The organism is Streptococcus sp. SPS1, from assembly GCF_030439915.1.
Classification (GTDB): Bacteria; Bacillota; Bacilli; order Lactobacillales; family Streptococcaceae; genus Streptococcus.
In genome coordinates this window covers 153,306-165,032 of record NZ_JAQFJG010000003.1, presented here as the reverse complement: position 1 = coordinate 165,032, position 11,727 = coordinate 153,306, and the positions used below count along the sequence as shown (strand labels likewise).

Here is an 11,727-nt window from a genome sequence, read left to right as displayed (position 1 = left end):
CCAAAAAGGTCATATATATAAAGGAGTCACAAAAATCATGAACAAACGTGTAAAAATCGTTGCAACTTTGGGTCCTGCGGTAGAAATCCGTGGTGGTAAAAAATTCGGTGAGGACGGATACTGGGGTGAAAAACTTGATGTTGAAGCTTCAGCTAAAAACATTGCTAAATTGATTGAAGCTGGTGCTAACACATTCCGTTTCAACTTCTCACACGGTGACCACCAAGAACAAGGTGAGCGTATGGCAACTGTTAAACTTGCAGAAAAACTTGCAGGTAAAAAAGTTGGTTTCCTTCTTGATACAAAAGGACCAGAAATCCGTACAGAATTGTTCGAAGGTGAAGCTAAAGAGTATTCATACAAAACTGGTGAAAAAATTCGTGTTGCAACTAAACAAGGAATCAAATCAACTCGTGAAGTGATTGCATTGAACGTTGCTGGTGCTCTTGATATCTATGATGATGTTGAAGTTGGTCGTCAAGTTTTGGTTGACGATGGTAAACTTGGTCTTCGTGTGGTTGCTAAAGATGACGCAACTCGTGAATTTGAAGTTGAAGTTGAAAACGATGGTATCATCGCTAAACAAAAAGGTGTGAATATTCCTAACACTAAAATTCCTTTCCCAGCTCTTGCTGAACGCGATAACGACGATATCCGTTTCGGTCTTGAACAAGGTATCAACTTCATCGCGATTTCATTCGTACGTACTGCAAAAGATGTGAACGAAGTTCGTGCAATCTGTGAAGAAACTGGAAACGGACACGTTCAATTGTTCGCTAAAATCGAAAACCAACAAGGTATCGATAACTTGGATGAAATCATCGAAGCTGCTGATGGTATCATGATCGCTCGTGGTGACATGGGTATCGAAGTACCATTCGAAATGGTTCCAGTTTACCAAAAAATGATCATCACTAAAGTCAATGCTGCAGGTAAAGTTGTTATCACTGCAACAAACATGCTTGAAACAATGACTGAAAAACCACGTGCAACTCGTTCAGAAGTATCAGACGTATTTAACGCTGTTATCGACGGAACTGACGCAACAATGCTTTCAGGTGAGTCTGCAAACGGTAAATACCCACTTGAGTCAGTAACTACAATGGCTACAATCGACAAGAACGCTCAAACTCTTCTTAACGAATACGGTCGTTTGAACTCAGATTCATTTGAACGTAACTCTAAGACAGAAGTAATGGCTTCAGCTGTTAAAGATGCTACTAACTCAATGGACATTAAATTGGTTGTAACTCTTACTAAGACAGGTCACACTGCACGTTTGATCTCTAAATACCGTCCAAATGCTGACATCTTGGCATTGACATTCGACGAATTGACAGAACGTGGATTGATGTTGAACTGGGGTGTTATCCCAATGTTGACAGATGCTCCATCTTCAACTGACGATATGTTCGAAATTGCTGAACGTAAAGCAGTTGAAGCAGGTCTTGTAGAATCTGGTGACGATATCGTTATTGTTGCTGGTGTACCACTTGGAGAAGCTGTTCGTACAAACACAATGCGTATCCGTACAGTACGTTAATTAAAATGAAAAAAACCTATTATATCAAGCTTTCTAGCCTGTATGATGGGCTTTTTTGTATATGAGCAAAGTTTTTACTTTTGATTTAATGTAACTGTAGCTAAAGAGTAAATCGTTGCTTGTTCCATACTTTTTGTAATGTGAGTGTAAATCTGATTGGTAGTCTTTTTGTCTTCATGCCCAAGCTATGACATGATAGCTTTTAAAAGGATGTTGTTTTTTGAACGAAAATTTCATAAAATGTTTAGCTTTTATAGTGTATTGAAGCTAGAATAGTACGCCGTGGCTGCTAAAACATTTCTAGAAATTAATTTGTTCATATCTTATTTCAACCTACTATAATACAGAAAAAAACAACTCCCTGATGATTCAAGGAGTTGTCTATAGTTAAATTAGTTTTTTGAAGCAGCTTGGAATTCTGGGTTTTTCCATGCTTCGTCAATGATAGCTTGCAATTCTTTAGCAGATGCTTGCATTTTTTGAGTTTCTGCGTCGTTCAATGGGATATTTACTGGACGAACGATACCATGTGCACCAACAACAGCTGGTTGACCGATAAAGACGTTCTCAACTCCGTATTGACCTTCTTGGAATACTGAAAGTGGAAGTACTGCGTTTTCATCGTCAAGGATTGCTTTAGTGATACGAGCAAGGGCTACTGCAATACCGTAGTATGTTGCACCTTTTTTGTTGATGATTGTGTAGGCTGCATCACGAACACCTTCGAACAATTCAATCAATTCAGCTTCTTGAACATTTTGAGTGTCTTTAAGGAATTCTTCAAGGTTTACACCAGCGATGTTTGCGTGTGACCAAACAGCGAACTCAGAGTCACCGTGTTCACCCATGATGTAAGCGTGAACTGAACGAGCATCTACATCCAATTTTTCAGCAAGTGCTTGACGGAAACGAGCTGAGTCAAGTGAAGTACCTGAACCGATAACGCGTTCTTTAGGGAAACCAGAGAATTTCCAAGTTGAGTAAGTCAAAACGTCAACTGGGTTAGCAGCAACAAGGAAGATACCTTTGAAACCTGATTCAACAACTTGAGTTACGATTGATTTGTTGATAGCAAGGTTTTTACCTACAAGGTCAAGACGAGTTTCACCTGGTTTTTGAGGCGCACCTGCAGTGATCACAACAAGGTCAGCGTCTGCACAGTCAGAGTATTGAGCTGCATAGATTTTTTTAGGTGAAGTGAAGGCAAGGGCGTGACTAAGGTCAAGTGCGTCACCAACAGCTTTTTCATGCAATTGTGGAATTTCGATAATTCCAAGCTCTTGTGCAATTCCTTGGTTAACAAGTGCAAAAGCGTAAGATGAACCTACAGCACCATCTCCGACAAGGATAACTTTTTTGTGTTGTTTAGTTGAAGTCATTGTTCTAAACATCTCCTTAATTTTATTAGGGGATTTTCCCCAGACAACTTCATTCTATCACTTTTAAAAAACTTTGTCACGAATATGCCTTATAGTTCTCAATGTAAACGTTTTAGTGGTTTAGAGGCTGAAATAGATGGGAATTTATGGTATAATGTTGTTACTTACTAATTGTGAAATGAGGCATTTATTAATGCAGGATAAAAATTTAGTGAATGTCAATCTGACAAAGGAGATGAAGACGAGCTTTATCGATTACGCCATGAGTGTTATCGTAGCCCGGGCTCTTCCTGATGTTCGAGATGGCTTGAAACCTGTTCACCGTCGCATTCTCTACGGAATGAATGAATTGGGTGTTACTCCAGACAAACCTCATAAAAAATCTGCTCGTATTACAGGGGATGTCATGGGTAAATATCACCCACACGGGGATTCTTCTATCTATGAAGCCATGGTCCGTATGGCTCAATGGTGGAGCTACCGTTACATGCTTGTAGATGGACATGGGAACTTTGGTTCCATGGATGGTGATGGAGCTGCCGCCCAGCGTTACACTGAGGCACGTATGAGCAAGATTGCTCTAGAAATGCTTCGAGATATCAATAAGAATACGGTTGATTTCGTCGATAACTATGATGCCAATGAACGGGAACCCTTGGTCTTGCCTGCACGTTTTCCAAACCTTTTGGTCAATGGAGCAACTGGTATTGCCGTTGGGATGGCGACCAATATTCCCCCTCATAATCTGGGTGAAACCATTGATGCAGTGAAGTTGGTCATGGACAATCCTGAAGTGACTACCAAGGACTTGATGGAAGTCTTGCCTGGTCCAGATTTTCCAACAGGTGCCCTTGTCATGGGGAAATCAGGCATTCATAAGGCTTATGAAACAGGTAAAGGTTCTATTGTTCTTCGTTCTCGTACTGAAATCGAAGAAACTAAGACTGGCCGTGAGCGCATTGTTGTAACAGAATTTCCTTATATGGTCAACAAAACAAAGGTACATGAGCATATTGTTCGTTTGGTTCAGGAAAAACGGATTGATGGCATCACAGCAGTACGTGATGAGTCAAACCGTGAAGGTGTTCGATTTGTTATTGAAGTCAAGCGCGATTCCTCAGCCAATGTTATCCTCAATAACCTCTTCAAGATGACCCAGATGCAAACCAATTTTGGTTTTAATATGTTGGCGATTCAAAATGGTGTACCGAAGATTTTGTCTCTTCGTCAGATTTTGGATGCTTATATTGAGCACCAAAAAGAAGTGGTTGTTCGTCGGACACGTTTTGATAAGGAAAAAGCGGAAGCGCGTGCTCACATCTTAGAAGGTCTCTTGATTGCGCTAGACCATATCGACGAAGTGATTCGTATCATCCGTGCTAGTGAAACAGACGCAGAAGCACAAGCTGAGTTGATGAGTAAGTTCAAGCTTTCTGAACGTCAAAGTCAGGCTATACTAGACATGCGTCTTCGTCGTTTGACAGGTTTGGAACGCGATAAAATTCAGTCTGAATATGATGACCTCTTGGCTTTGATTGCAGATTTAGCAGATATTCTTGCTAAACCAGAACGTGTTTCTCAAATCATCAAAGACGAATTGGACGAAGTCAAGCGTAAGTTTGGCGACCAACGTCGTACAGAGTTGATGGTCGGTGAAGTATTGAGTCTTGAAGATGAGGATTTGATTGAAGAATCGGATGTCTTGATTACGCTTTCTAACAAGGGATACATTAAACGTCTGGACCAAGCTGAGTTTACTGCTCAAAAACGTGGGGGGCGTGGTGTTCAAGGTACAGGTGTTAAGGATGACGATTTTGTCCGAGAGTTAGTGTCAACTAGCACCCATGATCACTTGCTCTTCTTCACAAATAAAGGACGTGTCTATCGTCTTAAAGGTTATGAAATTCCTGAGTATGGTCGGACGGCCAAAGGTCTACCAGTAGTCAATCTCTTGAAATTGGATGAAGGTGAAAGTATTCAGACTATTATCAATGTTGAGTCTGAACGCAGCGATGATGCTTACCTCTTCTTCACAACCCGTCATGGTATTGTGAAGAGAACGAGTGTTAAAGAATTTGCTAACATTCGTCAAAATGGACTCAAGGCATTGAACCTCAAAGATGAAGATGAGCTAATTAATGTATTACTAACAGAAGAAGATACGGATATTATCATTGGTACCAAGTTTGGTTATGCAGTTCGCTTTAATCAATCAGCCGTTCGCGGCATGAGTCGTATCGCCACAGGTGTGAAAGGTGTGAATCTCCGTGAGGGAGACACAGTTGTTGGTGCTAGTGTGATTACAGACCAGGACGAGGTTCTTATCATCACAGAAAAAGGATATGGTAAGCGTACAGTCGCGACTGAATATCCAACAAAAGGTCGTGGTGGTAAAGGAATGAAGACGGCTAATGTGGCTGAGAAAAATGGTCCTCTATCAGGTCTCTTGACTGTGAAAGGTGATGAAGACTTGATGATTATCACTGATACAGGTGTCATGATTCGAACCAACGTTGCCAATATTTCACAAACAGGTCGCTCAACTATGGGAGTTAAAGTAATGCGCCTGGATCAAGATGCCAAAATTGTGACCTTTACAACGGTTGCAGCGGCAGAAAAAGAAGAAGTTGGGACAGAAAACGAAACAGAAGGTGAAGCATAATGTCTCAAAAAAATAATAAGAAGAAAAACAAACGAAAAAATCTGCTGACAAATATCCTGGCAGGATTTCTGATACTACTATCAATTGCTTTGATTTTTAATGCTAAAATTCGTGATATTTTCATAGTTTGGAATACCAATAAGTACCAAGTTAGTCAGGTATCAAAAGAAAAAATAGAAGAAAATCAGGATACAGAAGGAAATTTTGATTTTGATTCTGTCAATGCTATCTCTTCGGAAGCTGTTCTAGCTTCTCAATGGGATGCTCAAAAATTACCAGTTATCGGCGGAATTGCAGTCCCTGAATTAGAAATGAATCTGCCAATTTTTAAAGGGCTTGATAATGTCAATCTCTTCTATGGTGCTGGTACGATGAAACGCGATCAAGTGATGGGAAAAGGAAATTATAGTCTCGCTAGTCATCATATTTTTGGTGTCAATAATGCTAATAAAATGTTATTTTCTCCTTTAGATAATGCTAAAAATGGTATGAAGATTTATCTAACCGATAAAAATAAAGTTTATACTTATGAAATACGTGAAGTCAAACGTGTTACACCGGATCGTGTTGATGAAGTTGATGATAGAGATGGGGTAAATGAGATTACATTAGTAACCTGTGAAGACCTTGCTGCTACAGAACGTATTATTGTAAAAGGCGATTTGAAAGAAACAAAAGAATATTCACAAACATCTGATGAAATCCTAACAGCTTTCAATCAACCATATAGACAATTTTATTAATACAAATCAGTGAAATCCTGGATTTCACTGATTTTTTAAGCTTTTCATAAGAATAAACTTTTATGAAATACAGAAAACGCTTCCTTAATTTTAACGTTTGTGATATAATTATCAGGTAAAAAATTTTTAGGAGTTTATTATGGTTTCTTCAGAATTTATCTCAAAGATTGAATTTGCTTGCAAGAAGAAAGAAAGTCTTTATAGTCAAAGCAAATTTAAGTATGCGATTCGTTCTATGTTCGCAGGTGCATTTTTAACTTTCAGTACAGCTGCTGGTGCAGTTGGGGCTGACTTGATTAATAAAATTGCACCAGGTAGTGGACGTTTCCTCTTCCCATTTGTCTTCGCTTGGGGCTTGGCCTACATTGTTTTCTTGAATGCCGAGTTGGTAACATCAAACATGATATTTTTGACTGCTGGTAGTTTCTTGAAAAAAATCTCTTGGAGAAAAACAGCTGAGATTTTACTTTACTGTACCTTGTTCAATCTTATCGGAGCTTTGATAGCAGGTTGGGGCTTTGCCCACTCAGCAGCTTATGCACATCTGACTCACGATAGCTTTATTTCAGGTGTTGTTGAGATGAAGTTAGGCCGTTCAAATGAATTGATCTTGCTTGAGGCGATTTTGGCAAATATTTTCGTAAATATTGCGATTCTTTCATTTGTTTTGGTCAAAGATGGTGGTGCCAAACTTTGGCTTGTATTGTCAGCGATTTACATGTTTGTATTCTTAACAAACGAGCACATTGCGGCGAACTTTGCTTCTTTCGCGATTGTAAAATTCAGTGTTGCTGCTGACTCAATTGCTAACTTCGGTGTTGGAAATATGCTTCGCCACTGGGGTGTAACCTTCGTTGGAAACTTTATCGGAGGAGGCCTCTTGATGGGTCTTCCATATGCCTTCCTCAATAAAAACGAAGATACTTATGTAGATTAAGAAAATGAGCACGATTGAGTCGTGCTTTTTTCGATTTCGTAAGAAGTAATAGCCACTCCTTATATCAAAATATAGAAAACTGATATTGGTAAACTATACCATAAGGTGCTACAATATCCTTAATGAAACTATTTGGAGGTCGTTTTATGACTCGTGATTTTAAATTTGAAACCTTACAATTGCATGCTGGGCAAGTAGTTGATCCAGCAACCAAGTCTCGTGCAGTACCGATTTATCAGACTACATCCTTTGTTTTTGATGACACTCAGGAAGGTGCCGATCTGTTTGCCTTGAGGAAACCAGGGAACATTTATACTCGTATTACAAATCCTACAACGGCTGCTTTTGAAGAAAGAATTGCAGCTCTCGAAGGTGGTGTCGGAGCTCTTGCAACAGCATCAGGTATGGCCGCAGTGACTTATACGATTTTGGCACTTGCCCATGCTGGTGACCATCTAGTGGCTGCTTCGACTATTTACGGTGGAACCTTCAATCTCTTGAAAGAAACCCTTCCTCGTTATGGGATCACAACAACCTTTGTCGATGTTGATAATTTGAAGGAAGTGGAAGCAGCTATCAAAGACAATACCAAGCTTGTTCTGATTGAAACCTTGGGCAACCCCTTGATTAACATTCCAGACCTGGAAAAATTGGCTGAGATTGCGCATAAACATCAGATTCCACTTGTTTCTGACAATACCTTTGCTACACCTTATTTGATTAACGTCTTCTCTCACGGCGTAGATATTGCCATTCATTCTGCGACTAAGTTTATCGGTGGGCATGGTACGACTATTGGAGGAGTGATTGTCGATAGTGGTCGTTTTGACTGGGCGGCTTCAGGAAAATTCCCTCAATTTGTTGAGGAAGACCCAAGCTACCACAATTTGAGCTATACTCGTGATGTAGGTGCGGCTGCCTTTATTATCGCTGTTCGTGTCCAATTGCTTCGTGATACAGGGGCAGCCTTGTCACCATTTAATGCCTTTCTCTTGCTCCAAGGACTTGAAACCCTTTCACTTCGTGTCGAACGTCATGTGCAAAATGCAGAGAAAATTGTTGATTTCCTTGTAAACCATCCTAAGGTAGAAAAGGTAAATTATCCAAAACTTGCAGACAGTCCTTATCATGCCTTAGCTGAGAAATACTTGCCTAAAGGTGTGGGTTCAATCTTTACCTTCCATGTCAAAGGTGGGGAGGCAGAAGCACGCAAGGTAATCGATAATTTGGAAATCTTTTCTGACCTAGCAAACGTGGCAGATGCTAAGTCTCTTGTTGTTCACCCAGCTACAACCACTCACGGTCAATTGTCAGAAAAAGATCTAGAAGCAGCAGGAGTCACACCAAACCAAATCCGCTTGTCAATAGGTCTTGAAAATGTAGAAGATTTGATTGAAGACTTGCGCTTGGCCTTGGAAAAAATTTAAAGTAAAAGAAGATAAACAGTGGGTTTCGACTCACTGTTTTTGATTTTCCCTTAGGCATGATATAATGGTTACAGAAGTCTAGAAAGAGGAACGATATGAACGAAATCAAATGCCCTAACTGTGGGGCAGTCTTTACAGTAAATGAGAGCCAGTATGCTGAACTTTTATCCCAAGTGAGAACGGCAGAGTTTGATAAGGAATTGCACGACCGGATGAAGCAGGAACTGGCCTTGGCTGAGCAAAAGGCCATGAATGAACAACAGTCTAAACTGGCTCAAAAAGACCAAGAAATTGCGCAATTGCAGAGTCAAATCCAAAACTTTGATACAGAAAAAGAATTGGCCAAGAAAGAGGTTGAACAGACAAGTCATCAGGCTCTCTTGGCTAAGGATAAGGAAGTACAGGCCTTGGAAAACCAATTGGCCACCTTGCGTTTGGAACATGAAAATCAACTACAGAAGACCCTTTCTGACCTAGAAAAAGAACGAGACCAGGTTAAAAATCAGCTTCTCTTGCAAGAAAAAGAAAACGAACTCTCTCTTGCTTCTGTTAAACAAAACTACGAAGCTCAGCTTAAAGCAGCTAGTGAACAAGTCGAATTTTATAAGAATTTCAAAGCTCAACAATCTACAAAAGCCATCGGTGAAAGTCTGGAACACTATGCAGAGAGTGAGTTTAACAAGGTCCGTAGTTTCGCCTTCCCAAATGCTTACTTTGAGAAGGATAACAAGGTCTCTGCGCGTGGTTCCAAAGGGGACTTTATCTTCCGTGAGTGTGATGAAAATGGAGTGGAAATCATTTCCATCATGTTTGAGATGAAAAATGAAGCGGACGGAACAGAGAAGAAGCACAAGAATGCAGATTTTTACAAGGAATTGGACAAGGACCGTCGGGAGAAGAACTGTGAATATGCGGTTTTGGTGACCATGCTTGAGGCCGATAACGATTACTTTAATACAGGGATTGTTGACGTCAGTCACGAGTATGAAAAGATGTATGTGGTCCGTCCTCAGTTCTTTATTCAGTTGATTGGGCTTTTGCGAAATGCGGCTCTTAATTCCCTTAAATACAAGCAGGAGTTGGCCTTGGTTCGCGAACAAAATATTGATATTACAAATTTTGAGGAAGATTTGGACGCCTTTAAACTAGCTTTTGCCAAGAACTATAACTCAGCTTCGACCAACTTTGGAAAAGCTATTGATGAAATCGATAAGGCCATAAAACGGATGGAAGAGGTTAAGAAATTCCTAACCACATCTGAAAACCAACTCCGTCTCGCAAACAACAAATTGGAAGATGTCTCTGTTAAAAAATTGACTCGAAAAAATCCAACCATGAAAGCGAAATTTGAAGCACTGAAGGGGGAGTGAGAAAGCAAAAATGAACGGTATTATCAACTTAAAAAAAGAAGCGGGGATGACCTCGCATGATGCGGTTTTTAAACTGCGTAAGGTTTTGGGAACCAAGAAGATTGGTCATGGTGGGACCTTGGATCCGGATGTGGTGGGCGTTTTGCCGATTGCGGTTGGCAAGGCGACACGCATGGTCGAGTTTATGCAGGACGAGGGCAAGGTCTATGAGGGGGAAATCACTCTGGGCTATTCCACGACGACTGAGGATGCCAGTGGGGAAGTGGTCGCAGAGACACCTGTTTTGTCGCCTTTGGATGAAACCATTGTCGATGAAGCAATCGCTAGTCTGACTGGGCCTATTACTCAGATTCCGCCTATGTATTCGGCTGTCAAGGTCAATGGTCGTAAGCTTTATGAGTATGCGCGTGCTGGTCAGGAAGTGGAGCGTCCAGAACGTCAGGTGACTATTTATCAGTTTGAGCGGACAAGTTCGATTTCTTATGAGGGTCATTTTGCACGTTTTACTTTTCGTGTGAAATGCAGTAAGGGGACTTATATCCGTACCTTATCAGTTGACTTGGGAGAAAAACTTGGCTATGCGACTCATATGTCTCACTTAACACGAACAAGTGCAGCGGGTTTGCAGCTAGAAGATGCTCTTACCTTGGAAGAAATTGCTGAAAGAGTAGAGGCTGGTCAACTGGACTTTCTCCATCCTATAGAGATTGGGACAGGCGACCTTGTACAAGTTTTCCTAAGTTCAGAAGAGGCTACAGAAGTGCGCTTTGGTCGTTTTATCGAACTCGAACAAACAGAACAAGAACTGGCTGCCTTTGAAGGCAATCAATTGCTAGCTATTTTAGAAAAAAGGGACAATCTCTATAAGCCAAGGAAGGTTTTTATCTAATCTAACTGGAGTGTGGGGATGGAATTCTTCCCCTTGACTATCCAAATCAGACTATAAATTTTGCTAAAAATGTGATAGAATAGACGACGGATAAAAAAACGGAGGATAGCATGCAAAATAGACCAATCATTATCGGAGTGACAGGTGGTTCTGGTGGTGGTAAGACCAGTGTTTCAAGAGCCATTTTATCGCATTTTCCTGATGAAAAGATTTCCATGATCGAGCATGATTCATACTACAAGGATCAGTCTCATTTGACCTTTGAAGAGCGTGTCAAAACCAACTATGACCATCCTTTTGCCTTTGATACAGATTTGATGATCGAGCAGATTAAGGAATTGTTGGCAGGGCGTCCGGTGGACATCCCGACCTATGACTATACAGAGCATACACGAAGTAGCAAGACTTATCGTCAGGAGCCTCAAGATGTCTTTATCGTTGAGGGGATTTTAGTCTTGGAGGACAAGCGCCTGCGCGATTTGATGGATATTAAGATTTTTGTGGATACGGATGATGATGTGCGCATTATTCGTCGTATCAAGCGTGATATGGAGGAGCGTGGCCGTAGCCTTGATAGCGTCATTGACCAGTACTTAGGTGTAGTTAAACCAATGTACCACCAGTTTATCGAACCAACCAAGCGTTATGCTGATATTGTCATTCCTGAGGGAGTCAGCAATACAGTGGCTATCGATCTTTTGACGACCAAGATTGCAAAGATTTTGGAAGAAGCTCGAAATAGCAAATAATCAGATGAATTAGATTTAAGTAAATTTA

At 40.6% G+C, this 11,727-nt stretch carries 9 protein-coding genes; 8 read left to right on the top strand and 1 reads right to left on the bottom strand.

Annotated features, from left to right (window positions below; all coding sequences use genetic code 11):
* The first annotated feature begins 37 nt into the window (after positions 1-37).
* Positions 38-1,543 carry a pyruvate kinase gene (gene pyk, locus PCY12_RS03970; protein ID WP_001042817.1) on the top strand — a complete coding sequence of 502 codons (1,506 nt, stop codon included), beginning with the start codon at positions 38-40 and terminating at the stop codon, positions 1,541-1,543.
* A 392-nt stretch (positions 1,544-1,935) separates the two neighbouring features.
* On the opposite strand, the gene PCY12_RS03965 is transcribed toward pyk, so the two are convergent.
* Complete coding sequence (locus PCY12_RS03965) at positions 1,936-2,922, bottom strand: L-lactate dehydrogenase (RefSeq protein ID WP_000204726.1); 987 nt, start codon at positions 2,920-2,922, stop codon at positions 1,936-1,938.
* Positions 2,923-3,115: 193 nt separating this feature from the next.
* Between PCY12_RS03965 and gyrA the strand changes: the two genes are divergently transcribed.
* From gyrA to udk, 7 genes are all read left to right on the top strand, one after another.
* A complete protein-coding gene (gene gyrA / locus PCY12_RS03960) occupies positions 3,116-5,584 on the top strand; it encodes a DNA gyrase subunit A (RefSeq protein ID WP_301351654.1) in 2,469 nt (822 codons plus the stop codon).
* Complete coding sequence (gene srtA, locus PCY12_RS03955) at positions 5,584-6,327, top strand: sortase SrtA (RefSeq protein WP_000078843.1); 744 nt, start codon at positions 5,584-5,586, stop codon at positions 6,325-6,327. The genes gyrA and srtA overlap by 1 nt, the downstream gene beginning before the upstream one ends.
* A 139-nt stretch (positions 6,328-6,466) precedes the next feature.
* Entirely contained in the window at positions 6,467-7,264 is a 798-nt protein-coding gene (locus tag PCY12_RS03950) for a formate/nitrite transporter family protein (protein WP_301351652.1), read from the top strand.
* Positions 7,265-7,410: 146 nt separating this feature from the next.
* On the top strand, positions 7,411-8,691 hold the full coding sequence (locus PCY12_RS03945; RefSeq protein ID WP_301351651.1) for an O-acetylhomoserine aminocarboxypropyltransferase/cysteine synthase family protein: 1,281 nt from the start codon (positions 7,411-7,413) through the stop codon (positions 8,689-8,691).
* Between the two features lie 95 nt (positions 8,692-8,786).
* A complete protein-coding gene (locus PCY12_RS03940) occupies positions 8,787-10,061 on the top strand; it encodes a DUF2130 domain-containing protein (RefSeq protein ID WP_301351649.1) in 1,275 nt (424 codons plus the stop codon).
* Between the two features lie 10 nt (positions 10,062-10,071).
* The gene (gene truB, locus PCY12_RS03935) at positions 10,072-10,950 is read left to right on the top strand and encodes a tRNA pseudouridine(55) synthase TruB (RefSeq protein ID WP_301351647.1); all 879 of its coding nucleotides are present in this window, start codon (positions 10,072-10,074) and stop codon (positions 10,948-10,950) included.
* Positions 10,951-11,060: 110 nt separating this feature from the next.
* Complete coding sequence (gene udk, locus PCY12_RS03930) at positions 11,061-11,699, top strand: uridine kinase (RefSeq protein ID WP_001181376.1); 639 nt, start codon at positions 11,061-11,063, stop codon at positions 11,697-11,699.
* The last annotated feature ends 28 nt before the right edge of the window (positions 11,700-11,727 follow it).

Excerpts from the sequence above, each read along its gene's own strand:
- pyk (WP_001042817.1), top strand. The coding sequence starts at position 38 with ATGAACAAACGTGTAAAAATCGTTGCAACTTTGGGTCCTGCGGTAGAA.
- PCY12_RS03965 (WP_000204726.1), bottom strand. The coding sequence starts at position 2,922 with ATGACTTCAACTAAACAACACAAAAAAGTTATCCTTGTCGGAGATGGT.
- gyrA (WP_301351654.1), top strand. The coding sequence starts at position 3,116 with ATGCAGGATAAAAATTTAGTGAATGTCAATCTGACAAAGGAGATGAAG.
- srtA (WP_000078843.1), top strand. The coding sequence starts at position 5,584 with ATGTCTCAAAAAAATAATAAGAAGAAAAACAAACGAAAAAATCTGCTG.
- PCY12_RS03950 (WP_301351652.1), top strand. The coding sequence starts at position 6,467 with ATGGTTTCTTCAGAATTTATCTCAAAGATTGAATTTGCTTGCAAGAAG.
- PCY12_RS03945 (WP_301351651.1), top strand. The coding sequence starts at position 7,411 with ATGACTCGTGATTTTAAATTTGAAACCTTACAATTGCATGCTGGGCAA.
- PCY12_RS03940 (WP_301351649.1), top strand. The coding sequence starts at position 8,787 with ATGAACGAAATCAAATGCCCTAACTGTGGGGCAGTCTTTACAGTAAAT.
- truB (WP_301351647.1), top strand. The coding sequence starts at position 10,072 with ATGAACGGTATTATCAACTTAAAAAAAGAAGCGGGGATGACCTCGCAT.
- udk (WP_001181376.1), top strand. The coding sequence starts at position 11,061 with ATGCAAAATAGACCAATCATTATCGGAGTGACAGGTGGTTCTGGTGGT.